Origin of the sequence: Roseivirga seohaensis subsp. aquiponti, from assembly GCF_001267955.1 — a bacterium.
Classification (GTDB): Bacteria; Bacteroidota; Bacteroidia; order Cytophagales; family Cyclobacteriaceae; genus Roseivirga; species Roseivirga seohaensis.
This window is the reverse complement of record NZ_JSVA01000004.1, coordinates 111,608-137,178: the sequence shown is the minus strand read 5'-3', so window position 1 is coordinate 137,178 and position 25,571 is coordinate 111,608. Positions and strand designations below refer to the sequence as shown.

General features: G+C 36.5%; 21 protein-coding genes. 12 read left to right on the top strand and 9 right to left on the bottom strand.

Annotated features, from left to right (window positions below):
• The first annotated feature begins 14 nt into the window (after positions 1-14).
• The 10 genes from OB69_RS03020 to OB69_RS02975 all read left to right on the top strand — a co-directional run bounded on the left by OB69_RS03020 (position 15) and on the right by OB69_RS02975 (position 12,497).
• Complete coding sequence (locus tag OB69_RS03020; RefSeq protein WP_053222215.1) at positions 15-2,585, top strand: SLBB domain-containing protein; 2,571 nt, start codon at positions 15-17, stop codon at positions 2,583-2,585.
• A gap of 2 nt (positions 2,586-2,587) precedes the next feature.
• The gene (locus tag OB69_RS03015; RefSeq protein ID WP_053222214.1) at positions 2,588-3,670 is read left to right on the top strand and encodes a GumC domain-containing protein; all 1,083 of its coding nucleotides are present in this window, start codon (positions 2,588-2,590) and stop codon (positions 3,668-3,670) included.
• A gap of 66 nt (positions 3,671-3,736) precedes the next feature.
• Positions 3,737-4,750 (top strand): NAD-dependent epimerase/dehydratase family protein, encoded by a 1,014-nt coding sequence (locus tag OB69_RS03010; protein ID WP_053222213.1) that lies wholly within the window; start codon positions 3,737-3,739, stop codon positions 4,748-4,750.
• Between the two features lie 9 nt (positions 4,751-4,759).
• Positions 4,760-5,668, top strand: coding sequence for a glycosyltransferase family 2 protein (locus tag OB69_RS03005; RefSeq protein WP_071426689.1), 909 nt, complete (start codon positions 4,760-4,762; stop codon positions 5,666-5,668).
• Between the two features lie 293 nt (positions 5,669-5,961).
• The gene (locus OB69_RS03000) at positions 5,962-7,146 is read left to right on the top strand and encodes an O-antigen ligase family protein (RefSeq protein ID WP_221404846.1); all 1,185 of its coding nucleotides are present in this window, start codon (positions 5,962-5,964) and stop codon (positions 7,144-7,146) included.
• Positions 7,143-8,222 (top strand): acyltransferase family protein, encoded by a 1,080-nt coding sequence (locus OB69_RS02995; RefSeq protein ID WP_053222210.1) that lies wholly within the window; start codon positions 7,143-7,145, stop codon positions 8,220-8,222. Before OB69_RS03000 ends, OB69_RS02995 begins: the two co-directional genes overlap by 4 nt.
• 178 nt (positions 8,223-8,400) lie before the next feature.
• Positions 8,401-9,549, top strand: a complete 1,149-nt coding sequence (locus tag OB69_RS02990; RefSeq protein WP_185096849.1) for a glycosyltransferase family 4 protein — start codon at positions 8,401-8,403, stop codon at positions 9,547-9,549.
• 4 nt (positions 9,550-9,553) lie between these two features.
• Positions 9,554-10,219: an acyltransferase gene (locus OB69_RS18940; RefSeq protein ID WP_053222208.1), complete on the top strand. Its 666-nt coding sequence runs from the start codon at positions 9,554-9,556 to the stop codon at positions 10,217-10,219.
• Between the two features lie 8 nt (positions 10,220-10,227).
• Positions 10,228-11,379: a glycosyltransferase family 4 protein gene (locus OB69_RS02980; RefSeq protein WP_053222207.1), complete on the top strand. Its 1,152-nt coding sequence runs from the start codon at positions 10,228-10,230 to the stop codon at positions 11,377-11,379.
• Between the two features lie 2 nt (positions 11,380-11,381).
• Positions 11,382-12,497 carry a DUF1972 domain-containing protein gene (locus OB69_RS02975; RefSeq protein ID WP_053222206.1) on the top strand — a complete coding sequence of 372 codons (1,116 nt, stop codon included), beginning with the start codon at positions 11,382-11,384 and terminating at the stop codon, positions 12,495-12,497.
• A gap of 3 nt (positions 12,498-12,500) precedes the next feature.
• Here OB69_RS02975 and OB69_RS02970 read toward each other — a convergent pair whose 3' ends face one another.
• From OB69_RS02970 to OB69_RS02945, 6 genes are all read right to left on the bottom strand, one after another.
• Positions 12,501-13,283, bottom strand: coding sequence for a class I SAM-dependent methyltransferase (locus OB69_RS02970; protein ID WP_053222205.1), 783 nt, complete (start codon positions 13,281-13,283; stop codon positions 12,501-12,503).
• A 26-nt stretch (positions 13,284-13,309) separates the two neighbouring features.
• Entirely contained in the window at positions 13,310-13,975 is a 666-nt protein-coding gene (locus OB69_RS02965; protein ID WP_053222204.1) for an acyltransferase, read from the bottom strand.
• A 7-nt stretch (positions 13,976-13,982) separates the two neighbouring features.
• Positions 13,983-14,897: a glycosyltransferase gene (locus OB69_RS02960; RefSeq protein ID WP_053222203.1), complete on the bottom strand. Its 915-nt coding sequence runs from the start codon at positions 14,895-14,897 to the stop codon at positions 13,983-13,985.
• Positions 14,881-16,317, bottom strand: coding sequence for a flippase (locus tag OB69_RS02955; protein WP_053222202.1), 1,437 nt, complete (start codon positions 16,315-16,317; stop codon positions 14,881-14,883). The genes OB69_RS02960 and OB69_RS02955 overlap by 17 nt, the downstream gene beginning before the upstream one ends.
• The gene (locus OB69_RS02950; RefSeq protein ID WP_157608473.1) at positions 16,317-17,738 is read right to left on the bottom strand and encodes a capsule assembly Wzi family protein; all 1,422 of its coding nucleotides are present in this window, start codon (positions 17,736-17,738) and stop codon (positions 16,317-16,319) included. The genes OB69_RS02955 and OB69_RS02950 overlap by 1 nt, the downstream gene beginning before the upstream one ends.
• Positions 17,739-18,000: 262 nt before the next feature.
• Entirely contained in the window at positions 18,001-18,681 is a 681-nt protein-coding gene (locus OB69_RS02945) for a hypothetical protein (RefSeq protein WP_053222200.1), read from the bottom strand.
• Between the two features lie 235 nt (positions 18,682-18,916).
• On the opposite strand from OB69_RS02945, the gene OB69_RS02940 reads away from it, so the two are divergent.
• Together OB69_RS02940 and OB69_RS02935 are read left to right on the top strand one after the other, a co-directional pair.
• The gene (locus OB69_RS02940; RefSeq protein ID WP_185096847.1) at positions 18,917-20,335 is read left to right on the top strand and encodes a capsule assembly Wzi family protein; all 1,419 of its coding nucleotides are present in this window, start codon (positions 18,917-18,919) and stop codon (positions 20,333-20,335) included.
• Positions 20,336-20,429: 94 nt separating this feature from the next.
• On the top strand, positions 20,430-21,806 hold the full coding sequence (locus OB69_RS02935) for an exopolysaccharide biosynthesis polyprenyl glycosylphosphotransferase (protein ID WP_071426700.1): 1,377 nt from the start codon (positions 20,430-20,432) through the stop codon (positions 21,804-21,806).
• Between the two features lie 24 nt (positions 21,807-21,830).
• Here the strand turns inward: OB69_RS02935 and OB69_RS02930 are convergent, their stop codons facing one another.
• Genes OB69_RS02930 through OB69_RS02920 form a run of 3 tightly spaced genes read right to left on the bottom strand, consistent with a single transcriptional unit; the run spans position 21,831 to position 25,557 of the window.
• Positions 21,831-23,213 (bottom strand): capsule assembly Wzi family protein, encoded by a 1,383-nt coding sequence (locus OB69_RS02930; protein WP_185096846.1) that lies wholly within the window; start codon positions 23,211-23,213, stop codon positions 21,831-21,833.
• 44 nt (positions 23,214-23,257) lie between these two features.
• Complete coding sequence (locus tag OB69_RS02925) at positions 23,258-24,241, bottom strand: UDP-glucuronic acid decarboxylase family protein (RefSeq protein WP_053222196.1); 984 nt, start codon at positions 24,239-24,241, stop codon at positions 23,258-23,260.
• A 2-nt stretch (positions 24,242-24,243) separates the two neighbouring features.
• Complete coding sequence (locus OB69_RS02920) at positions 24,244-25,557, bottom strand: UDP-glucose dehydrogenase family protein (RefSeq protein ID WP_053222195.1); 1,314 nt, start codon at positions 25,555-25,557, stop codon at positions 24,244-24,246.
• Positions 25,558-25,571: the final 14 nt, after the last annotated feature.

Below are 25,571 nucleotides of genomic sequence, written 5' to 3'. Positions count from 1 at the left end.
AGAATAACCAAAGAATGGTGCAAAAAATTAGATCGTACTTTTACATAATTGGCTTACTATCCTTGCTCGTTAGTCAGCCTGCTCTTTCACAAACTATACCGGATTTTAGTACCATTAAGGTGGATGAACTCTCTGATGATCAGATTCAGAGCTTAATGCAAAGAGCGTCTTCAATGGGCTATTCACAGCAGGATATATTTAGTTTAGCGCAACAACAAGGTCTATCATTGACTGAGATTTCCAAACTAGGTCAAAGGGTCAGTAAAATAGAAAGCTCTCGAGCCTCTATTGCTCAGTCAACTCCAATTAAGCGACCCGTTAGAAATTATGCGGATACAGTTTTTATGAACAACCAAACTTCATCTTCTACTGTAATTTTTGGACTATCCATTTTTCAAAATGGTTCTGCAAAAAGGGGCTTCGAGCCTAGTTTAAATATACCCACCCCTCAAAGTTATATCCTGGGTGCAGGAGATGAACTGTTCATTGATATATATGGAACTTCTGAACAGTATTATCAGGCAGAAATTAATGCTGATGGAAATATTCTTCTAGAGAATTTTGGCCCAATTTTCTTGTCTGGACTCGATATTAATGCTGCTCAGAATAAGATAAAAAACAAGCTTTCAAAAGTATATACTGAAATGGGAGGCGACTCCCCGTCTACTTTTGTTTCGGTTAATTTGGGAAAAATCCGATCAATCAATATTACGGTGGTGGGTGAAGTCGCTATTCCTGGCACATATACTTTAAGCGCATTTAGTACCGTGTTTAATGCTTTGTATACAGTAGGGGGAGTAACGGAGAATGGAACGTTAAGAAATATAAAAGTGATTAGATCAGGTAAACTGATTACTCAGCTTGATGTCTATGATTTTTTGATGTCAGGGGATAATAAGCGTAACGTAAGGCTTCAGAATGATGATGTTATTATGGTGGAACCTTATACCAACAGAGTTGAGATCAACGGGGCGGTAAAAAGACCAGCCATTTTCGAACTGAAAGAAAACGAATCTCTTTCTGACTTAATTAGGTATGCAGGTGGCTTTACAGAGAATGCTTTTTCTGACCAAATAAATGTGGTTAGAAATGTTGGTAAAGAGAAAGTGGTGGCCGATGTCTTCAAAAATCAATTTGACATTTTCACGCCAAAACCAGGAGATGTTTATCAGGTAAAACGAGTATTGGATCGTTTTACTAACCGAGTTCAAATAAAAGGAGCAGTTTTTCGTCCTGGGCAATATTCTATTTCTGAAGAATTGACTGTGAAGCAGCTTATTGAGAAGGCTGATGGATTGAAAGGTGACGCTAACTTGAGCAGAGCCTTAATCATCAGAACAAATCCAGATTTATCAACCGAGAATATTTCTATCAATTTGAAGGATTTGATGGAGGGTGTTTCTTCCGATATTCAATTACAACGTGAAGATGTGGTTCAAATATTCTCAATTTATGATTTGAAGGAAGAGAGCTATGTAGAAGTCTCTGGTGAGGTGAATTCTGGTGGTATATTCAGATTTTCTGACCGTATGACGATAGAGGATGTTTTAGTAATGGCCGGAGGCTTTAAGTCTTCAGCATCGGCATCGAAAATTGAAATTACTCGAAGGTTTGGTGATGCTAAGGCAGGTAACGTTTCGGAGGTGTTTGTGGTAGATGTTGATAGAGATCTGTCTCTTAATGCAGAAGACAATACTTTTGAACTTCAGCCATTTGACCATGTTATTGTCAGAAAAAACCCTGATTTCTTTGTTCAAAAATTTGTAGCTATTGAGGGCGAAGTTGCCTACCCAGGTAATTATGCCATAAAGAATCAAACTGAGCGAATTTCAAGCTTGCTTGAGCGTGCTGGTGGTGTTAACCAGTATGCTTATATAGAAGGGGCTACATTACTCAGAAAGACTGAATTTCATTCAGAGATCAGTAACATTGAACAAAAGGTTCAAGCTTTAGAAGCATTACTTAATCGATATGCCGAAGCAGATCCTTCGTTATCCGAATCTGAGTTGGCACAGGTCGCTAGACTCAATCAACAATTAAATGAGCTTGATAAACAGAGTTTGGATATTGAAGGAGACCCTTTCTATGCTAAAAAGGAAAGGCTCCGAGAAATCGTACAGCGAAATGCGCTTTTTGGCGATGTGCAGCTTGGTAACTCTGATGCAATTGGTATCAACCTAAAGAAGATTTTGGAGGAGCCTAACTCTAAATATGATCTTATTCTTGAAGAAGGTGATGTGTTAGTTCTGCCTAAGCAACAAGAAACTGTGAGATTAAGAGGGCGGGTACTTTACCCAACCACGGTCGTTTATGAACCTAATAGAAGCCTTAAACACTTTATCAATATGGCTGGCGGTTTTGGTAATAGAGCGCAGCGTAAAAACACTTATGTTATTTATGCCAACGGAAGTGTGGCCAAAACCAAAAAATTCTTGTTTTTCAAAACCTATCCTCAAGTATCTCCTGGGGCTGAGATTATTGTACCTACCAAACCGCCTAAACTTCCCGTTGCAATTTCAGAAGTAGTAGGAATAACTAGCGGATTGGCCACTTTAGCACTTCTTATTAGTCAGATTAATTTTTAGATATGATGGATAAGGCTAATAACTCCTCCGAAGAGAATATCACTTTAGCTGTTTTAGTTCAGCGTATAAAAAACTGGATAGCTTTTATGTTATCGGCTTGGAAGAAAATTCTCCTCGGTACTCTTTTTATTGGTGCGGTATTTTTCCTTTATCAGTTTGCAAAAAGGAACAGTTACAGGGCAGAGACAACATTTGTACTAGAGTCTGAAGGAGGTGGTATAGGAGGGCAGCTATCCTCTTTGGCTAACCTAACAGGAATTAACCTTGGTTCTATGTCTGAAGGGAGTAGTCTATTCCAAATTGACAATATCATTGAACTGTATAGGTCGTATAGAATGATGAGAAAGACTTTGCTTACTGAAGTTGAAGTTTCATCAAAAAAGCAACGACTAATAACTCATTATATTGAAGATGCTAAGTTGTCCAAAAAAATGAGTAAGGCTGGAATTAATTTTGAAGTTCCGGATAATCAGATAGAGATCAGGCATGACAGTGTTCTCAAAGAGGTAGTGGAAGATATTCTGAAGTATAATCTTTCCGTTACTAAGCCGAGTAGAAAACTTACTATCCTTAGTGTGGTGTATTCATCCAAAAGTCAGGAATTTAGCAAGGCTTTTAATGAAACTCTTGTTAAGCATGTCAATGAGTTTTATTTGGATACAAAAACCAAAAAGAGCGGAGATAATCTAGGAATACTTGCTTATCAAACCGATAGTGTGAAAAGGGTATTGGATAAAACACTAGCCGATTTGGCCGAATTTGAAGAGAGACATCCAAACCTGAATCCGTTGAGAGCGAAAGAGCTCTTGCCATATCAAAAACTTCAAATTGATGTTAGGGCGTCTGGGGCCGTATATGAAGAACTGGTTAAGAATCTGGAGCTTGCAAAAATTAGCTATCGTAATAATCAACCATTGATTCAAGTGATTGATGAACCTGTTTTGCCGTTGAAAAACCAAAAAATGAAGTGGTATAAGGCTTTAGTTATTGGGCTGGTAATTGGGGGTGTTTTTATGGTCTTTTGGGTAACCATGAGCTACTTTTACAGATTAGCTTTGAGAGATGATAAAGAGTCAATCGAATAACCTTTTATCCATTTCTATTTCTTCTATCTTTGAACTCCCATATTTAAAACTGTTTTGAAGCAAAAAATGCGAAATATTGTTATTACTGGCGTAGCTGGGCTAATTGGAAGTAGAATGGCAGACTGGATAGCGGTCAACCATTCAGAATACAATATCATTGGAATAGATGATTTGAGTGGCGGATATATTGAAAACGTTAATCCTAATGTCGAATTTCATCAGGTTGACTGTAAATCGGCAGAGTTAAAAGAGATTTTTGCTAAATATAAGCCTGAAATTGTTTACCACTTTGCGGCATATGCAGCCGAAGGACTTTCTCCTTTTATAAGAAATTTCAATTATCAGAATAATCTTTTATCAACCTCTAATATTATCAATGAGTGTATTAGACATGGAGTTCGAAGGTTAGTTTTTACCAGTTCAATGGCTGTTTACGGTAACGGAACCCCCCCTTTTGATGAACAAGACATTCCAGCACCAATTGATCCTTATGGAATTGCAAAATATGCCTGCGAAATGGACATTCAGGTAGCTGGAGAACAACACGGTTTGGATTGGTGTATCATTCGTCCGCATAATGTTTATGGAATTAAACAAAATATTTGGGACACCTATAGAAATGTGCTTGGTATTTGGATGACGCAATATCTCAATGATGAGCCAATGAGTATTTTTGGTGATGGGGAACAAAAAAGAGCCTTTAGTTTTGTAGACGATTGTCTCGAGCCTTTGTGGAAAGCAGCTACTGATGAGCGTGCTTCCAAGAAAATAATTAATCTTGGTAGCTCTGTTTACCATAGTATCAATGAGGCCAATGAAATACTAAAGCGTGTGATAGGTAAGGGTGAAACCATTTACAAAGAGGCACGCCATGAAGTTAAAAATGCACATCCAACCTGGCAAAGATCAGTGGAATTACTTGATTATAAGGATAACACTTCACTGGAAGAGGGTCTAACCATAATGTGGGATTGGGCTAAAAATCAACCTTTAAGAGAAAGGTTTAGATGGTCCGAATATGAACTTGAGAATGGCATTTATGATTTTTGGAAAAAGCCTGAAATAGTAGCAAACACCTAAATATTTCATATGCTACCCTCGTTATCCATAGTTATTGTAAACTGGAATAGCTTTGATGTAACACACAACTGCCTTGCTTCTTTGAGGGCTATCGACTATCCTGATTACCGTGTGATAGTGGTTGACAATGGGTCGAATGATGGCTCTGGCGATAAACTCAAATCGCAATTTCCTGAAATCGTTCTTTTAAAGAATGAGAAGAATCTTGGTTTTACTGGGGGGAATAATACAGGTATTGAATTCGCACTGAATGAGGGTTTCGAATTGGTAATGCTGCTGAACAACGACACGATTGTTACGCCTGATTTTGCTAGCAGCCTAGTTGCAGTTTTACAACAAGATTTAAACATAGGAGCAATTCAGCCAAAGATAATGTTCAACCAAGAGCGAGAAGTCATTTGGAATGCAGGGAGCTCATTCTCAAAGATTTGGCATTTGACCAGAACAATAGGCATGGGAGAAACCGACAAGGGCGCTTATGATGAACGGAAGGAAATTCCTTGGGTGACAGGTTGCTGTTTCTTGACAAAATCTTCAATAATACGCCAAGTAGGAAAGCTAGATGATCGCTTCTTCATTTATTATGAAGATACTGATTGGTCATTTAGAATTAAGAAGGCAGGGTATAAATTAGTTTATGAGCCTTCCTCTAAGATATATCATGAAGTAGGTAAGTCGAATGATAATCGGGAAACTTTTGGGGAGGGTAATTTGTCACCATTTTCTCACTATGTAAATATTAGAAATCATATTTTTATAGTAAGGCGATATGCCAAAGGATTTTTTTTTATTACCTCAATGCTTTATCAGCTTTACAAGCTTACTGGGTATTCACTATATTTTTTAATCCGAGGCAGGTTTAAAAAGCTTAGGGCGTCATTTCGAGGTTTTTATCATGGCCTAACATTTCAAGTTTGAATTATTCCGTATGATTCCTAATTGTGAGAATTCCTGTAACTTGAAACTAGCTTTAATATACTTATGGATATCTTGAATGATATGTCTTGCTAGTTCTATTCTTAATATTGAGCCTATTTTTAGTATGGGGTGTGATCTATTGCGCTCAACAAATTCTCTTTAAAGGGAACCTACATTTCCTCATTTATTTTCTTTGCGTATTTCTCCCTTTTTATGTCACCCTTCAGGCATTAACCTACCAACAAACAGGGTCTCCTTTGTTGGTGAGTTTAATCACTTATTTAAAAGAGATAATGGTGTTTATAACATTGATGTCTTGGTTGCTATATAGAAAGAATGTCTTCACCACCCCCATTCGATTACAAGCCACTGACTACTTATTTATAGTACTACTTGCGTATGCCTTGTTATATGTCTTCCTACCTATTGGAGGCGTCTCATTCCTGAATAAACTGCTGTATTATAAGAATATTCTAATGCTTGGCTTAATGTATTTTTTAGGAAGGCTAATGGTGTTGGAGTCCTATCAGGTCATGAGTATTCTAAAAATAATTATGACGGTTACTGTTCTGGCTTTCATATTAAACTTGTTCGAAAAGTCTATTGATACTCATTTCCAATCATTTATTGGTTATGCAAACCTATATCAGGACATCAATGGCATTGAGCCAGTAGGGATTCATGGTCTGACTTATACCTTTGGGGCGGAGAGTGGAGCCAAACGTTTCGCAGCGTTTTTTGCTAGCCCTTTGGCTTTGGCTGCTGCTATGCTCATTAGCTTTTCAACAGCATTTTTCCTTTTTCTAAATAGTAAAACTGAAATGGGTCGCTATAAGTATGGCATTTTAATCCTCATTTCAATAGCATGCCTTCTTTTTGCCTATTCCAGATCCTCACTCGTAGGGCTGTTTTTAATTATATTTTTTACCGCCATTATTTTGGGGTATTACAAACTCATACTCTATGGAGTTTTAGCAGTTGGGCTGTTTTTTGGGTCAATATTTATTTTTGCGGGAGATGGCCTTCGCTATTTTGTAATTGATACTCTTAGTTTAGCAGATGCGTCTAGCTTAGGCCATGTTGTAGAGTGGTTGGAAGGAATAAATAGCATGATTTCGAACCCTTTGGGTATTGGTTTGGGCACCAGCGGGAACGCAGGAGGAGTAAATGAAGAGTTGAAAATTGGCGGAGAAAATCAATTCATCATTTTTGGTGTACAACTGGGAGTTCCTTTTCTTATACTCTATATAGCACTCATTTATTCCTCAATTCGGTCATCAGTGAAGTCTTATAAGTTAAATACAAGTGTATACGATAAGGCAATACCCTTTATAGCCGCCACCTTTAAGTTTGCCTTTATCTTATCCTTAATGACCTCTAATGCTGAAACTTATCTATCTGTAGCTTATATATCATGGTGGATGGTTGGTTATAGTGTTCAGAAAAATGCTAAATCTTCACAAACCTCGTTGGAATGAAGAACAGACTAGAAGAATTAGATGGGTTACGGGGTATTTTTGCAATACTTGTAATTTGCTACCATTTTTCACAGGGTCCCCAATTCGACCCTTTAAGCTATACTGGCAATTTTGTGTTTCGATATTCCTATATTTTTGTTGATTTCTTTTTTGTGCTAAGTGGTTTTGTAATAGCCTATAGTTATTCAAATCGTTTAAGTAACACTGCTTCTTTTATCGTCTTTATAAAGAAGAGATTTATTCGTTTGTATCCTTTGCTTTTCTATTCAGTTATAGTCTACGTTCCGTTAAAAGTCTATGGAATGTTCACAAGTTTTGATTTCAATGATGGCGTATACACTGTATATAATCTGATATTTGAATCGCTGGACTCTCTAACGTTCATGAACTCTACACCAATCCTCGGTAGCAATGAGGGAATGAACCCCGTAAGCTGGTCTATTTCTGCTGAAATGATAGCTTATATATATTTTGGATCGATTGTTCTTTGGCTATCAAAGCGGTATTTATTATTAATTATAGGAGTAGTTACCACCATTTTCTTCTTTTTTCTGGTTTACGGCCACCTTCAAGTATCAGGTTCATTAGGCTTTTTGCGAGGCATATTAGGCTTTTCTATAGGAGTACTAGTTTATGAGGTTTATAAGAAAACTGCTACCAAACCAGATCTATTGGAAATACCGTACTTGATAATACTCGTAATGCTTTTCTACTTAATTGATTTAAACATCACTTCTGAATTAATTCTTATATTTCCTATTTGGTTTGGCTTTGGTGTGTTTATTTTTTCTAAATCAAATGGTTATGTGTCGCTATTGTTACGCAGCAGAGCAGTTCAGTTTTTAGGAAAAATATCTTATTCCATCTACTTGAACCACTTCTTAGTACTTTGGGTAACCTATTTTCTTTTTTGGAAAGTTTTAAACCTTGAAGTAAGTGGGCCAACAGTGGTAATTAGTTTTATATTAACCATCGTTATCACTATCGTGTATTCATTCTTCACTCACAAATTCATTGAAGTTAAATTCGCAGAATGGTTGAAAGGAAAGCTTTTAAAGGAGAGAAAGAAACCATGAAGATAAATCAAGATGATGATATATTTCCAAGGGTCATTATTATTCTCGAACAAGTATTCTAATACCTTTATGTTCTTATTTCTTAATGAGTGATTACATTGATTTTTCCGTTTTAAATTCACTGTGATGAGGGAGTTTTTTAGACAAAAAGAAAGAGTAAATCTGAAAAATGTATAAAATGAAGCAACTGACCATATTGGTAGATTTGCATCATTTGTATGTTGCTGATACTGGTATTCGAAAATATTTAGAGGACTTCATAGATCTTATTAAAGAGTCGCCTAGCAAAAGACATCATTATGTTTTTGTACCAAAGATTGAAAAAGTAGCAAGGAGGTCTAATTACAGGAAGAAAAAGGGCAAGTTATATAGGCTTATCTCCCAATTGGAAACGTTCCTATGGAAGCAAATATATTTTCCCATAAAAGCATATAAAGTCAAGGCAGATGTAAGTTTTTTTCCGGATTATTATGCGCCTATATTTTCGTTAAGAGGAAAAAAATTGGTTATGTTTCATGACACATTTTTTTGGGACACTCCTGAGCATTACGGTCGAATATGGTTAAAATATTTTAGGTGGATTACTCTTCAAGGAATTAAAACGAATGCACAAATCGTAACAATTACCAATTTCGCAAAAAGGAATCTTTTGAAGGTTGTGCCTAACAATGTAGAAATAGAAGTAATTTATCAGCCTCAACGATTAACTGGGAGTTTGGAGGTTGGTGGTGTTGAAAACACTTTGTCAGAACTAGGGCTCAAAAATCAGCGATACTTCTTACATGTTGGAGTATTCGAAAAAAGAAAAAACCTTCTCGTTTTATTAAAGGCTTTTCAGAAATTTGTGTCCATACCGGGTTATAGCGAATATAAACTCGTTTTAGTAGGGAAGCCAGCTCCGAATAAGAGATTTGATGATTTTTTAAATGCTAAAGAATTTGTGGCTGCACATCAATTAAACGACAGAGTAATGTTTCCAGGATATTTATCTGATTCTGCTGTTGCTCATCTATTTTCCGGAGCGATGTCTTATGTTTTTCCGTCCAGTAATGAAGGCTTTGGACTGCCTATTCTAGAAGCTTTTGCTCTAAAATGCCCAATAATAATATCTAACCAAGGGGCACTTTTAGAAGTAACGAATGGAGCTGCTATGGTATTTGAGATGAGTAATTATGATGATTTGTGTGAATGCATGACCCAAATGTGTAAAAGCCCCGAGGAAAGGGAAAGATTTATTCAACAAGGCCAGATAAGATTAAATGCCTTTAATAGGAATGATTACTTGGTTCAAATGGAAGCTCTTTTTGACCATATAGCAAATCGATGATATAATGATTAAGGATCAAAAAAGATTTCAGAAACCTTGGGAGAATCGCGCCACAATTCAAACACTGTTTATTTTGTGTTGTTGGGGAATTCGCGGGTTTATTCGTGGTGTTTTTTTTAAATCTACTGGAGGCTTGGTTCTTATTGGAAAGAATGTGAAAATCAGGAATTCTTATAAATTAAAAGTGGGTAAGAATTTTGTAATTGAAAACAATAGTGAGCTTAATTGTAATAGTCTAAGAGGTTTGTGTTTTGGCGATAATGTCACTATTGGAGCAAATGCCCTTATTCGACCTTCAAATATATATGGAGGGGAAGTAGGTGAGGGTATGATAGTCGGAAATAATTCAAATATTGGCCCATTCGCTTACATTGGCTGTTCGGGCCTTATTGTAATTGGGGATAATGTTATGATGTCTCCAAGAGTTAGTATTTATGCAGAGAATCATAATTTTGAGAAACGAAATTTGCCTATGAAGGCTCAAGGTGTTACACGACAAACAACCAAGGTTGAAGATGATTGTTGGATTGCATCTAATAGTGTGATTTTAGCAGGCGTAACCATAGGTAAAGGAAGTGTAATAAGTGCTGGCGCGGTAGTAACTAAAGATGTACCACCTTATTCAATAGTGGGTGGTGTACCTGCTAAAGTGATAAAATCAAGAAACTAAGTGTTAAGATGACTGAGGTTAAATCCAAAAGGATTTTAATGCTCCATAGCTCTTCCGATTTATACGGAGCAAGTAAAGTGGGGCTTGAAACAATAAAAATTTTAAAAGAGAACGGTTGTTATGTGGTGGTAGCTTTATCAAGTAACGGGCCATTATGTAAAGAAATTATCAGTCTTGATTGTCCTGTGGAAATAATTCCGCTTGCTACAGTAAGAAGAAAGTACTTTAATCTTAAAGGGCTTTTTAATCGAGCCAGAGCTTTTCGTACTTCTATAAGGGAGCTAGATCGGATTGCGAAATTACATGATATTGACACAATTTATTCAAATACTACAGGAGTCGTTACTGGAGCTTTTTATAGTAAGCGTAAAAAGCTCAAACATGTATGGCATGTGCTTGAGATAATACCAGGGCCTAAATGGCTATTAAAAGCTTATGCATATTTAATGCTACATTATTCTGATTGTGTTATAGTGGTTTCTGAAGCGGTTAAGTCCCATTGGCTTAAGGTCAACAGAAACCTGAATATTCACAGGCTTTACAATGGTTTTAGTATTGAGCCATATTCAGGAAATGATAGCCTTAGAGATGAGCTAGGACTTCCTAATGATCAGTTGCTTATAGGTATGATAGCAAGAGTTCATTTTTGGAAAGGTCAATCGTATTTTTTAGAAATAGCGAGCCTACTAAAACAGAAATATCACAATATTAAGTTTGTAATGGTAGGAGACGCCTTTCCTGGTTACGAATACTTATATGATGAGCTAAAACAAATCATAAAAGAAAATAACCTTGAGGATGCAGTTATAGATTTAGGCTACAGAACTGATATCAATAGAATTCTTCAGTCACTAGATATTTTCGTTCTACCCTCTATTTTGCCAGACCCCTTACCCACTACTGTTCTAGAAGCGATGGCTTGTGGTAAGCCAGTGGTAGCTACAAATCATGGGGGAGCGCCCGAAATGGTCAAGTTAAATGAAACAGGATTTTTAATACCTTGGGACAATGCACATATAGCCGCAAAGACTATATTTCCATTAATTGAGCATGAAGAATTAAGAAAGGAGATGGGGAGGAAGGGACAAGTTCGCGTAAATGAGGTGTTTTCTTACAAACAACATCAAGAAAATTTAGTCGCTATAATGAATAGTATTTAATAATGCGAGTATCAATTATAGGAACAAGAGGTTATCCATATGTTTACAGTGGGTACGAAACATTTATTAAAGAGCTTGTTGAAAGGCTTGTAAAAAAGAATGTGGAAGTAACTGTTTATTGTCATCGTAACCTTTTTAAAGATAGGCCTAAGGAAGTGAACGGAGTAAAGTTGGTTTATGTACCAACAATAGAAACTAAGTCGCTGAGCCAGTTAATTCATTCTTTTTTCTCTATGACCCACGCCTGTTTGAGTAAAACTGATGTGGTTTTTGTTGTGAACTCTGCCAATGGCCCATTTGGCTTAATCACCCGTCTGTTTAGAAAGCCCACTGCTATAAATGTGGATGGTTTGGAATGGTTGAGACCAAAGTGGAAGGGTTTGGGTGCAAGCTATTTTAAATGGGCTTCGAGGCAAGCAACAAAGTGGTATGATGTGATCATTAACGATGCCGATGAAATGCGTAGGATATACCTTGAGTTGTTTAACCGTGATTCTGAAGTAATAGCCTACGGAGGAAATATAAAATATTCTAAATCGCCAGAATTAATTGAAGAGTGGGGACTCGAACCTGGTGGTTATTATTTAATTGTTGGGAGGTTTATTCCAGATAATAACTGGGGAGTAATGATTGAGGGATTTCGAAAGAGTAATTCAAAAAGAAAGCTTGTTATAGTAGGAGACGTGCCCTATCAAGATGAATACTCATCAAAGTTGAAAGCCCTTAGTCAAATTGACGACCGACTTATTTTTACTGGTTTGGTTAGGAATCGTGATGCCGTTGCTGAGCTTTTTCATAATGCCTATGTTTACATGCATGGTCATGAGTTTGGTGGAACAAATCCAACAATGCTAGAGGCCCTAAGCTTTGGTTCAGCCATAATAGCATTAAATACCCCTTTCAATAGAGAAGTACTTCAGAATGAAAAGTATGGTCAGTACTTTGAAAAGAATGAGACTAGTGTTCAACAATTGGTTGATAAAATAGATGCTGAATTTGAACGGGTTCAAAAAATGAAGTCTACTTCTAGAGAAGGGATAACAGAAAAGTATAACTGGGATTCAATCACGGATCATTACATAAGAGTATTTGAAGATTTAACTAAGAAGGCTGGCTAAATTCTACTTTTCGAAATCAAAGTATTTGTCCGCCTTGTGCCTCATTTTCAATTGTTTGTAAATGCGTTTTTTAATAGGCGATAAAAATCTAAGCTTATCTTTTATGATGTGAATAGAATGTAGTTGTGCCACTTTAAAAGAATTACGTGCTGATTCAGTTACTTCAGCTGGGGTATTCTGATTTCCACCTACTTTTATTAAAGCTAACCCACCCCACATTTCTCTATTATTCCCATTGTGCCAAAATGAGCCTGTGATATAATCTAATTCTACATATTCAATGTTGTCATAACTAGAATAGTCAATGTCCTTCATTCCCTTACGGCACTGTGGGTTATAACTGTCATGCATAAGTATGACTAAGTCATTCTTATGAGGGTAATCGAGAATCATCTTTAAATCATCGTGCACTCCTTTTCTTGAGTGATCTCCATCCACCAAAACGAAGTTTAGTTTTTCACCCGCTTCCTCAATCTTTTTAAATAGATCATGAAGTACATTTACAGACTGATCAACAATGAATTCTACATTATCAAACAAAGGCTGAAGCGTTCTCTTGGGTTCTGGACTAATGTCTATAGAGTAAACTTTCTCAGAGAATTCACTAATTACTTGTAAACTACCACCTTGAAAAGTACCTATTTCTACAGAACAATTGGGTTTTAAGTGTTCAAGTAATCCAATTAACGCATACTTCTCCGATCGAGACATCTGCCAAACCAAATCGGGATTAACTTGAAATGAAGAAATAAAGGGTAGACCATTGTCTTTATTAATTTCAGTCATGATTTATTTAATTGATATTTCAAATATCAGGCTTCCCATTCAATATCTGAAGCTATTTCCTTTGCTGGATTACCTCCAATTATACTACTAGAGACCTTAAACTTTTTGTTAGTTAATGAATTGGTTGCGATTACGCAGCCTTCAGGGATTTCGCTTCCTTTGAGTATCGTGCAGCGTGAACCTATCCATACCCTATCTCCAATTTTTATTTCTTTGTCGGGGTTGGTGATACGTCCTGCTTTATCTTTTATTTTATGGAAGTCTGTATCCATAATTTGTACTTCCCAAGAGATTAAACAGTCGTGGCCAATGGTTATTTTTTTATGACATGCTATGGAAGACTCTGCAGTTACTAGAAGGTTGTCGCCAATAGTTAGTGTGGCCCTTTCACCCACACTAATTTTACATGCCTGACCGAATTTAGCCCTATTTTCAAAAACTAGTTTACCCCTTAGTTCTAATATACTTCTTGAATTTTTTCTGTCAAATATACCGATCTCACCATAACCAATTCTTATCATGCCAGACGCGATTTCACCCTTAATCGTAATAGATCCTTTTAAATCCATTAAATAAACTTTACGGCTAATAAATATGGGTAATTTGATTGCATCTGTGAATGGAAGATACTTGAAATTTACTAGTAACGTTTTATAGTTGATTTTCGAAAGAGCAGAGATTAGACTAGCCATATATTTCTTACTTAATACGGAGTTCTTCAAACAGCCGTCTTCTATATAGCTTTTGCTTGAAGTAATTTAAGCTTCGACTCCTTAAAAATTGATCAAAGATATCTTTTTTGTCTGACTCCATTAAGTCCTTATGAATATCATAAAAGGCCTCCGCAATTTCAAATTGATTTTTCATATGAAGCTCAGGATTAAAAATGTCTTTAACGTTTTGTAACCGTCTGTCGATGAGGCTACGTTTCCTTGTCGAATAGAATGCCTGATTGTTTCCGTGAATCCTGTAATCGTTGTAGGATTTGTCTATTCTCTTTGTTTTACCAAAAGTAAAGGCTGCTATGGCTAACCAGTGGTCATGGTAACTTTTGATATTTGGAGGCATGCTCGCTAAGTATTTAGCTAGAGCAGGATTAAACGCTGAAGCGGCACCTGTCACGAAATTACCAAAAAGCAAAGAATGAAGCGTGTGTTCAAACTTTTCATATCCGAATTGTGACCAGAAAGAAGGGTTAATAACATTGTTTTCTTTATCAATAACCCTCATGTCGCTGTAAACTAAAATAGGGATTTCAGCGGAACTAGTTAAAGAAATCAATTCTGATTTAAAGCTTTGAATTTTTTCTGGGTGCCAAATATCATCCTGATCACTAAGGGCAATTAAGTCCGCATCTAAGTTTTCACTCAACGCGTTTTTTACATTAGAAACAACTCCAATGTTTTTTTCATTAAAGTGTAGATTGATTGGTGCATGAACACTTTCAGATAGAATTTTCAACTCTTGTTGAAAGTGTTGTTCTGAACAATCATCATAAATTTCAATTGACTCAATATTTTTTTGATTAGCAATACTATTGAGCTGGTTCTGAATAAATTCTGAACCGTTATAGGTAATCATGATTACGCGTATATCACTATTTCTTTTTTCCATTTCTTAAGAAGGTGAGTGAGTCAATGATAAGCTTCTCCTTAAATATGTAATATTGTATTAACACATATACCAGAGAGCACATTGAAATTGCCAAAATAATAATTGTCAAGCTGTGCTTTAACTGACTCTGTAAAAAAAGAACAATGGGAACGAACGGTAGTACCGCCAAGCCTGCGGTTATCAATTTTTTCCAAGGTAGGCTAAGTAAAATATACTTTGGAAAGAACATGAAGTAACAAACTGTAACGATTAGTTCTGTTACTGTATTGGAAATTGCCGCACCAGTACTACCGCTCTTAGGTACTAGAAGGAAACAGAGACCAAAGAAAAGACACATGCCCACAACAGTAGAGATAAAGAGGCTTTTGTTTTGGTTAAGCGGGAGTAGAACCTGAAATGCCGCAAAATGGCCGAAACCAATAAACAACGGAAGAAACGCTAACGCTGCTACATCTTGTGCTGCCGGCATGAATTCTTCACCAGAAAAAAGAAGAATTGTTTCTGTCCTCAATAGGTAAATACCAAGACACATTGGAATGGCTAAAAAACTGATAAAGGAAAAAGATTTTTCGTATAAGGACTGTTGTGCCAACTGATTGTTAGATTGAATCATGCCCGTAATCTTTGGTAGGGCAACTATGCCAAGGCTGGTTAAAATAGGAATAGAGACTTTAGATAACTTTACTGCTGCAGTATAATATCCAACTTCTGTTGTGTTGCTCAAGAACCCAAGTAAAACACTATCTAATGTAGTGTAAATAGTTGTTGCTATGGTCATGCTGAGAATTAATACAAGGGGGCGAAGGTGTTTTTTAGGTATTATTTCTCTAAAATCCAGTTTGACATTACGAAATAAGAAAAAGAAGTTCAGCGCGTAGTTTCCAATGTATAAGAATACTAAGAAAAAGAGGTATGCAGTTATATCATCAGAATTTCTAACTGTTATGAATAAGAGTATAAATGCAACTGTTTTAATTAACCCAGACCGAATTGCTATTATTTTAAATTGCTCTTTTCCACTAAAGAACCAATCCACATTAAAGACACTCAAAACAATGAGTAAACTCGCAAGCAAATAATCAGCTTGATTTTCTCTAAACTGACCAATTATCATTATAGAAGAGATATAAATGACAAGAACAATTATCATATTCACGGTAGAAATCAGTAATAACTCCGTAGTAGCCTTATTCAGTTTGGCTTGATTATCCCTAGCTTCACTTATTACTTTAACTCCATAAATGGGTATGCCAAAAGCTGCCAAAAGGGCAAAATATTGAGCGTAAGAAAATATAAATTGAGTTTGGCCTATGCCGTCAGGGGATAATATTCTTGCAGCGTATGGGAATGTGAATATGGGGAATGCAATGTTCAAAAATGAATTGAACAGATTATAACCGTAATTCCTTTTGATTGACATTAGAATATGTAGATCAAATCCAAACCAGCAGAAACGTTAATCACATCTTTTCCTGGAATGAAAAATTGAGGTGTCCTCAGTTGATCCAGTATTTGATATTGATAGTTCAATGATTTTATAACTCCTAGTTTTCCATCGATAATAAGATCGTCAAACTGCCAAGTTGCTTTAGCAAAAGCACTGATGTCGATCCAGTGTCGCCTTGGGTCTTGAGTTATTGTAAATAAATCAATATACAAGTCGTTGTTATGAACATATCGTTCTAATTGTAGACCTATTTTATTGATTCCCTGTACCCAATTCACATTAAATGTTTGAGAATTTCCACTTGGGCCTATTCCAGCTCCCATTACTTCACCGTAATTGGTGTAGCCCTGCCTTACCCTGCTATGGATATAAAAAGTACTTGCATTACGTATAATTCGATTTGCACTTTGTTGAAGAATTGTCCATTCGAGGTTTGCTTCGATAAATTCATCGGATTTTCTCTTATATGGGAATAACTTATTAAAGCCGAACATAAATCCAGCAGCATGGCCAGGTTCTAAAAAAAAGTCTCTAAAATTCCATGAAGCATCGTTTCGTGCAAATTCAAAATAAAACTCACTTTTAGTTGAGGTCCAAAAATATCTCAAAAATATTGAGGCAAGCTGATCTCTAACAATATCATCAATCTTATCATTTTTTCTGAACACAGACCCTAATGCAGCTAAATAGTCATTATTTTGTTTAGCTGTTTCACTATACTGCTGAACAACTCTAGTGAGCCCCAGTGATAAACCTGGAATCCACTTTGGCTGATAACCAAGCATTAGACCTGACATATACCTCCAATCAGGATTTTTAGGGTTTCTGACGAATCTACCATTATATGTAAAAAAAGGTCTTGGAGGAGTGTATCCAGAATTTTCAAGTTTTGCGCCTATCAGTTGCCACTCAAATGATCCGATTGGAGTTTTAACTGGCCTGCTTGAATTAAATGTGAGGTGTTTGAACCCGCGGGCATTGTTAGACATCACCAATGAATTTCTTTTACCAGGCCCCCACTGAATGTTTTCATTAGATAAGCCAAAAGCAACAGGTCCAAATTCTAATTTTATAGAGCTTTGCCCCCACAAAACCTCGTTGATGCTTTTTTCACCAAACCTCTCTGGAGTGTCAATATAATTAAGTTGACTTCTGTAATAATTATACCAAATAAGGTCGTAGGCTTCTAATGGAAAACCATCGTACTCCTTATTCTGAGCATATAGATATTCAGGATAAAGTTGAATTTTTAATGGGCCTACTTTGGCCGAAAAACCAGCACTAATCATTTGCTGATAGCCACTTGCTGGAAGGATACTTCCATTATTCCATCCATAGGGTTGTTTCCGGTTATAGACAGATTTAGATAAAACAGGAAGTAATTTTACATTCATCCACTTGTTTTTTTGAAAGCCAGTAGGGCTCGTTTCTTCATTTAAGCCGAACAAGGGTTTTGAAAAACTTTCAGAGTATAATGGCAGTTTTAAAAATGATACGGTACTATCAAACTGACCAAGTAGCTGATTTCTTCTGTGATATTCATTGATTGCATCAAAACTTAATGGCAAAGATGACTGGGCCTTGAGTTGAGTACAAAAAGCAAGAAATAATATTGGAACAATAATATAAGTTTTCAATTGCAAGAATGGGTTATAGTTACAAGTCAATGACTCTCACAGTAGTTACTTTTATGTTATCCACTGACCAACTTTTAAAACAAAGATCTGAACCTGCATCTTTTATATCTGCTCCAATCGTAATGTTAGATGAGACACTAGAATGAGGTATTAATTCTTTAATATGAAATTTTTTACTTCCTCCTATTTCACCTTTCCAATAACACACACCAGGTAAGTTTGGGTTGGTGACATTGGCATTTTCAGGGTTGGTTCTAGATTTGATTACATCTGGAAAACTCTGAACTGTATCACAGTTCTGATCAATACATTTAGAATTTATAATGGAAGAAAAATAGATTGATGTGTTGTCTACGTTGAAAATTAAAACATCCTCTCCGTTTCCTCTTAGGCCATTTCCCTCCCAGTTGTCATGGACATAGAAATCATACTCGACAATAAAATAATCGTGAGTGGGTAAATCCTTTAACTCAATGATTATACCGCCAAGGCCAAAGCGACCTAGAACTGTATTACCATCGAATTTAAACCATTTTTCGGAGGTATTATATGCATAGTTGATAGAACCAAATTCTTTTTGCACTAAACTACTACCTTCGAAATCATTTGAATAAACTAGAGTTTCTTCTGGTTGGCCATTGGTACAACTAGTTAGTGCAATAATATTGAGAATAAAAAGTAGACTAAATGTGTTTTTCATGCACCTTCGTATTCGTGGATAATTTTTCAAAACTAAGCAAATAGAGATACAATTGAATCATAAATTGGTTATTTGGATGTGTCTAGTTTCAAATAGAACAGACTTATTAATTAATTTGTCCATTAATTTAAAGCTAGGGCTACTAAACTGATACTTACTAATGATGAATAGATTGTTTTTGTTATGCATTTTTATAGTTCTATTTAATCAGAACTTAGTTTCTCAATCTGATTCAGTGAGTGTCTCATTTCAATTGGGCACCCTTCTTTCTTCTAAGAGCTTTGCACCATTTTACCTTGTCAATAATCAATATGGAGAAGTTGATGGTGATGCACCAGTTTTTCTAAAAGGGGATGTTAAGTATGAAAAATCTTTGAACAGAAACTGGAGGTTCTTGTCTGGTTTGGGATTTCGTAACGATAGGTTCTTTGAATTTTATGTTGGGGCTAAATTCAAGGATTGGGAATTTACTGCAGGAAGAGCCAAGAGAATTTATGGTGGGTTGGACTCTGGGCTTTCTTCTGGCTCTTTAGCCATGAGCGAGAATGCATTACCACTTCCAATGATTGAGCTTAGTTTGAACGAATATAAGTCTGTTCCTTTTACCCATGGTTACTTGAAGTTTAGAGGCTCTTTGAGGCAGAGTTGGATGGAAGAAGATCGATACATTTCAAAGGCATTGCTTCATGGAAAAACCTTTTATGGGATGGCGGATTTAGACGATTTGATTGGTCTACAAATTTCATCGGGTATTGTTCATTTTGCTCAATATGGTGGCATTTCACCTCAAGGAGATAAGCAGCCTAGTAGTTTGAATGACTATTTTCGGGTGTTTATGGGTAGAGGGATTCATAACCCCGATGGCAGTAGTGCCGGTGAGGGAAATGCAATCGGTAATCACCTTGGTTTAACAGAATTCACCTTTAGAAAACGGCTAGGCGATCATGTCTTAACCTTGAATTATCAAAAACCCTTCGAAGACGCTGGCAGCATTCAGTTTATAAGTTTAAAAGATTTTTTAATTGGGTTGGAGTGGGATTTGCCGAATGATGAATACTTGGTGAATAAATTTTATGTGGAGGTTGTAAGAACAAAATGGCAAAGCGGACGTGGCTTGCCAGATCCTACGGATGATATTCAGACAGAAGAAGACAATAGGGGCAATGAGTTTGGCGAAAGAGATGATATCTATAATAACTATCTCTATCGTTCGGGTTGGACTTACCATGATCAGGTGATCGGAAACCCATTGATTTTGACTTATCAGCATACACTTAATTTTCTGGCTCCTTACCCTGATTATGGGGTAGCCATCGCGAATAATAGATTAACGGCATTTCACCTTGGGTTAGAGGGTAATTTTAACTCCAAAATTACCTATAAAGGGTTATTTACATACTCAAAAAACTTTGGTACTTATGCCGGTCTATATGAGGGTAGGTTTAACTGGGGGGGGATTGATCGAGACCCTAATTTTGAGTACGTTTTTCGACCAGCAAGAAAACAATGGTATACTTCAGTTGAAGTTAATTATAACAAAGCGTTTAATGTAGAGCCTTTATCATTAAATATTAGGCTTGCGAGCGATTTTGGCCAGTTGTATAATGCCTCTGGTTTTGAACTGTCATTGTCATATAGATTGTCAAATTATTAATTCGAGAAAGTTCTGGCAAAAGATTTGACTTGTTTTAATATCTTTGTCTCGGCATAGTTTTTATGGTTTAATTAAAATTTTCAAGATTCAGGAGGTGGGAAAAAGGTTTAATAAATACTTTCCTTATTTATTCGTTATAGGAGAGATGATTGTTCTGACAGTCATCTTCTTTATTTCCATTTACATTGCCGAAGGTAAAATGGTTTTAGAGAAGTCCTATTTATTGCTTCTTTCTATCTATTTAGCTGTTTGGCCTCTTATTTCTTACCTGAATAAAGATTATAAAATTGGTAGAGCCGTTAGCTACTATAATACTTTTAAGAAAGCCTTCTTTAGTGTTTTTATTTTTATATCGGTAATTTCTATAGTTTGGGTATTCTCAGAAGCCCAATCACTGGAGCGACATTTTTTAACTGCTTTGGTTCTGCTTCTATTTCTTTGGTTAACCATATATAGGGTTTCGGTACACCTTGTATTAGATAAGTATAGAGAGTTTGGCGGTAATATTAGGTATGCAATAATACTCGGTAATGACGATTTGGGATCTAAATTATTTGACACCCTAAAAAAGAAAAGTCACTATGGGATTAGATGTCTTGGTTTTTATGGTGATCAAGGTAATAATAGTGGAACTCATCCTTATTTAGGTAGTTTCAGCGATTTTATAAAAGCCGATTTAGATAAGGTCGATCACATATATGTTAGCGAGAGAGCTCCAAAGTATGTGCTTGAAAGAGCCATTGAAATTGGGGAAAATAGCTTAAAGCGGGTAAAGCTTTTACCAGAGTTTAAGACCGAGGCAATTAAGAATTTTGTGTTACGTAGGTATGACGTAATCCCTGTAATTGATGTAAACAATTTACCGCTAGACGCGAAGGTGAATACTTTTGTGAAGAGAGCCTTCGATTTGGTTTTTGCCGCTATCGTGGTTGTATTTTTACTTAGCTGGATGTACCCTCTATTTGGCTTGATAATAAAACTAGAGTCAAAAGGACCAATATTGTTTAAGCAGCTAAGGCATGGGAAAGGGAATGCCCCTTTTTATTGTTACAAGTTTAGAACAATGATTGAAAATAGCGAGGCCGATTTTACTTGGGCCAGTAAGAATGACCCAAGAGTGACTAAGTTTGGTGCATTTCTTAGAAAAACGAGTTTGGACGAATTTCCTCAGTTTTTCAATGTTCTAATTGGTAATATGTCTATTGTAGGTCCACGTCCTCATCCGTTGTCATTAAATAAAACATACGAATCTAAAGTAGAGAAGTATGCGAAACGGCATGCTTATAAGCCAGGGGTAACTGGGCTTGCTCAGGCGATGGGTTATAGAGGTGAAATCACAGACTATTATCAAATGAGTTCGCGTGTCCGATTAGATCGTTTTTACCTGCAGAACTGGTCTTTCGTTTTAGATGTTAAGATTATTTTTCTTACCGTATACGCCTTAATGAAAGGTCAAAAGCTAGCTTATTAGGCCGACTTTACTATTCTACTCAGGTTACCTGTTTAAAACAATCTCTTTTTGAAACTCAACCTTGAAGCCCCAATTCTTGGAAGAGTAGTTTCCCCAGTTATATTCGGAGCCAACTAAGAGCTTATTATTCTTAATATTAATACCAGTGTTAAGCGCGATAGAGTTGTGCTCTATTGGTGCCGGAAGAGGCTCGAACTTTGTTCCCGTGTTTACGAACTGCCTAAAGGACAGTGAATATTGTATGTTTTGAATGCGACCCCGCGAATATAAGCTGAGGCCAGTGATTACATTGTTTATTGTATTGCCTTGGGTATTTTCTGGATTGAGAATTAGAAAAATTGGGCTTCCAATAACTTGATTGTTATAGGTCCATCCATTACGGTAAACACCATTATTAAGGAAGTTGTCCGGTCCAGAACCAATGCCGTCAAGAGAGCCGCCTTGGTTAGTGGTATTCACTATTTCAGCCCCTAGTTGATTGACAATACCCGATTTGTTAATCTGGCTTAACGAAAAACCATATAACCCAGCATTCCAGTTTTTTGGCTTTAATCCAGAGCCATCTTCCCATAACCACTGAATGTAATTGGTTACACGCCAATTTTCACCAATGGCTGCTTTTATTTGTAAATCCCAAGTTCCTAAATGATTCCCAAGAGCATTGAGTTTATCTGTTTGTAAAGCTCCTTCTCCTCCTTTACTTGCAATCATGATTCGCATGAAGTCTTTAATTCCTGTTGGTTGTTTAAAACTACCGTTTCTGCCTCCCCATTGGGCATTATGTGTTATTCCAAAATTGAATTCAACAGTAACATTTTTAGGGTGGAACTTAAAATGAAGGTACTTCTGATGAAGAAAGGAATTACTTTGATATCTATTGGCTTCTAACCAGCCATGAGCCATATATGCCTTTATACTAACAAATGATTTAAATAGAGGAAACCAGTCTTGAGTTTGAATAGAGAACTTTGGAATTGGTCGAGCATTATTTCCATTTACAAGGTTTCCGAACCCTAAGGCGGAATTGTAACCCATAAATTCTTCTTTTTGCCCTAAGGTAAAAAGAAAGCGAGAATAGCTAACTCCGATATAATTTTGAATAAAACTTCCGTGGAAATTATTCGATACGGTGCCTTGCCATTCAATTCCATAGAAATAATCTAGGCCTCCACTTTTATTGGCATCTTTATTTAATAGAAGCCCACTGTATATAAAGTTTGCCTCGTTTTTATTAAAGCGGTTGCTATTATTGCCTTCCATCCAAAAAGGCACACGCTCATCTGAAGCCGTAATTATACCTTGGTTTAATTTGAGCCTGTGCGTTTTTTGAATCGAATCACTAGGGATTTGGAATCCGAATAATTCTTGGCCAAAAAATAAAGACAATAGAATTGGTAGTTTTCTCAATAGCATATAATTGAGACACTAATCTACTCACTTAAGTTGTAACCTTATTTAATATAATGTTCGAAACTTTTATGATCCTTGTCGAACAGCTTTTCTTCTGGCAGAGACTTGAAATAATCGTAGGTTATTTTTAAACCTTCGGCACGCGATATTTTTGGTTCCCAGCCAAGTATTTGCTTGGCTTTATCAATGTTGGGTTGTCTTTGCATAGGGTCATCTTTTGGCAATGGCTTGTAAATGACTTTCTGTTGAGTGCCCGTTAGTTTGATAATTTCTTCAGCAAATTGAGAAATAGTAATTTCATCAGGATTACCAATATTGACTGGTTGCGCATAATCTGATAGTAGAAGACGATAAATACCTTCCACTAAGTCATCAACATAACAGAACGATCTTGTTTGTGAACCGTCTCCAAAAACAGTTAAATCCTCACCTCGTAATGCTTGGCCAATAAATGCAGGTAAAACGCGACCATCATTGAGTCTCATTCTTGGCCCGTAGGTATTGAAAATTCGAACTATTCGAGTTTCGAGTTTGTGATAGGTATGATAAGCCATCGTCATGGCCTCTTGAAACCTTTTAGCTTCATCATAAACTCCTCTTGGTCCTACTGGGTTTACGTTACCGTAATACTCCTCAGTTTGAGGGTGAACCATTGGGTCTCCGTATACTTCAGAAGTAGATGCGATAAGCATTCTAGCACCCTTGTTTAGTGCTAAACCTAAGAGGTTATGAGTGCCTAAAGATCCCACTTTAAGTGTTTGAATGGGGATCTTTAGGTAATCAATGGGGCTTGCTGGTGATGCAAAATGAAGTATGTAATCGAGTTTTCCAGCTACATGCACAAACTTTGAAACATCATGGTGATGAAATTCAAACTGTTCTAAAGGCATTAGGTGCTCAATATTGGATAAGTGACCCGTTATAAGGTTATCCATGCCAATAACGTGGTATCCTTCTTTAATAAAGCGATCACACAAATGAGAACCTAAAAACCCTGCTGCGCCTGTAATTAAAACTCTTTTCATAATTAAATGCCTATTCCGTAGTAATCGAAACCAAGGTTTTTAACCTCCTGCTTGTCGTAAATATTTCTTCCATCAAAAATTACTTTTGATTTCATTAGTCTTCCAACAACATCAAAGTTTGGAATTCTAAATTCTGGCCATTCCGTAACCAAAAGAAGTGCGTCTGCATCGATAAGTGTATCATACTCATCTTTTGCATAAGTAATGGTGTCTTTTAAGTCGTGCTTAGCTTCTTCCATGGCAATTGGGTCGTATGCTTTCACTTTGGCTCCCATTTCTAATAGCGCATTGATGATTACTATTGATGGTGCTTCTCTCATGTCGTCTGTTTTTGGTTTGAAAGAAAGCCCCCAAACGGCAAAGGTTTTACCTTTAAGGTCGCTTCCAAAATGAGATTTCACCTTGGTTACCATAACAGATTTCTGACGTTCGTTTACTTCTTCAACAGCTTTCAAAACAGACATGGTATATCCATTATCTTCAGCGGTTTTAATCAAAGCTTTTACATCTTTAGGAAAACATGAACCACCGTAGCCAACACCAGGGTAAATAAATTTATTTCCTATTCTGTTATCACTACCAATGCCTTTACGCACCATGTTTACATCGGCTCCCATGATTTCACAAAGGTTGGCGATGTCGTTCATAAAGCTAATCTTTGTAGCAAGCATTGAGTTTGCAGCATATTTAGTCATCTCAGCAGAGGGTACATCCATGAAAATAGTTGGGTGTCCGTTAAGTAGAAAAGGCTTATAAAGCTTTTTCATTATTTCTTCAGCTTTCTCTGATTCAACACCAACAACGATTCTATCTGGTTTTAAGAAATCGGCAATGGCTGCTCCTTCTTTTAAGAATTCAGGGTTCGAGGCCACATCAAAAGGAATGTCGACACCTCTCTTTTTCAAGGCTGCTGCCACCTCTTTCTTTACTTTTTGCGCTGTTCCTACTGGCACTGTACTTTTGGTTACCACTACCATGTAATTGTTCATATTTTCGCCAATCGACTTGGCTACAGCTAGAACGTATTTTAAGTCAGCACTTCCGTCTTCTCCAGGAGGGGTACCTACTGCAATAAATGCTGTTTCACAATCTTGAATGCTTTCTGCCAAATTGGTTGAAAAATGCAAACGCCCTTTTTCATAGTTCTTTTTAACCATGGTTTCTAAGCCAGGTTCGTATATAGGCATTATACCTTCTTTAAGGCCATCAATTTTCTTTTGATCAATGTCAATACAGGTTACATCAATACCTACTTCGGCAAAACATGTTCCTGTTACTAGGCCTACATAGCCGGTTCCTACTACTGCTATTTTCATTACTTAATTATTTT

Bases quoted from the DNA above. Each gene is read 5' to 3' on its own strand.
- OB69_RS03020 (WP_053222215.1), top strand. From the start codon at position 15: ATGGTGCAAAAAATTAGATCGTACTTTTACATAATTGGCTTACTATCC.
- OB69_RS03015 (WP_053222214.1), top strand. From the start codon at position 2,588: ATGATGGATAAGGCTAATAACTCCTCCGAAGAGAATATCACTTTAGCT.
- OB69_RS03010 (WP_053222213.1), top strand. From the start codon at position 3,737: ATGCGAAATATTGTTATTACTGGCGTAGCTGGGCTAATTGGAAGTAGA.
- OB69_RS03005 (WP_071426689.1), top strand. From the start codon at position 4,760: ATGCTACCCTCGTTATCCATAGTTATTGTAAACTGGAATAGCTTTGAT.
- OB69_RS03000 (WP_221404846.1), top strand. From the start codon at position 5,962: ATGGTGTTTATAACATTGATGTCTTGGTTGCTATATAGAAAGAATGTC.
- OB69_RS02995 (WP_053222210.1), top strand. From the start codon at position 7,143: ATGAAGAACAGACTAGAAGAATTAGATGGGTTACGGGGTATTTTTGCA.
- OB69_RS02990 (WP_185096849.1), top strand. From the start codon at position 8,401: ATGAAGCAACTGACCATATTGGTAGATTTGCATCATTTGTATGTTGCT.
- OB69_RS18940 (WP_053222208.1), top strand. From the start codon at position 9,554: ATGATTAAGGATCAAAAAAGATTTCAGAAACCTTGGGAGAATCGCGCC.
- OB69_RS02980 (WP_053222207.1), top strand. From the start codon at position 10,228: ATGACTGAGGTTAAATCCAAAAGGATTTTAATGCTCCATAGCTCTTCC.
- OB69_RS02975 (WP_053222206.1), top strand. From the start codon at position 11,382: ATGCGAGTATCAATTATAGGAACAAGAGGTTATCCATATGTTTACAGT.
- OB69_RS02970 (WP_053222205.1), bottom strand. From the start codon at position 13,283: ATGACTGAAATTAATAAAGACAATGGTCTACCCTTTATTTCTTCATTT.
- OB69_RS02965 (WP_053222204.1), bottom strand. From the start codon at position 13,975: ATGGCTAGTCTAATCTCTGCTCTTTCGAAAATCAACTATAAAACGTTA.
- OB69_RS02960 (WP_053222203.1), bottom strand. From the start codon at position 14,897: ATGGAAAAAAGAAATAGTGATATACGCGTAATCATGATTACCTATAAC.
- OB69_RS02955 (WP_053222202.1), bottom strand. From the start codon at position 16,317: ATGTCAATCAAAAGGAATTACGGTTATAATCTGTTCAATTCATTTTTG.
- OB69_RS02950 (WP_157608473.1), bottom strand. From the start codon at position 17,738: ATGAATGTAAAATTACTTCCTGTTTTATCTAAATCTGTCTATAACCGG.
- OB69_RS02945 (WP_053222200.1), bottom strand. From the start codon at position 18,681: ATGAAAAACACATTTAGTCTACTTTTTATTCTCAATATTATTGCACTA.
- OB69_RS02925 (WP_053222196.1), bottom strand. From the start codon at position 24,241: ATGAAAAGAGTTTTAATTACAGGCGCAGCAGGGTTTTTAGGTTCTCAT.
- OB69_RS02920 (WP_053222195.1), bottom strand. From the start codon at position 25,557: ATGAAAATAGCAGTAGTAGGAACCGGCTATGTAGGCCTAGTAACAGGA.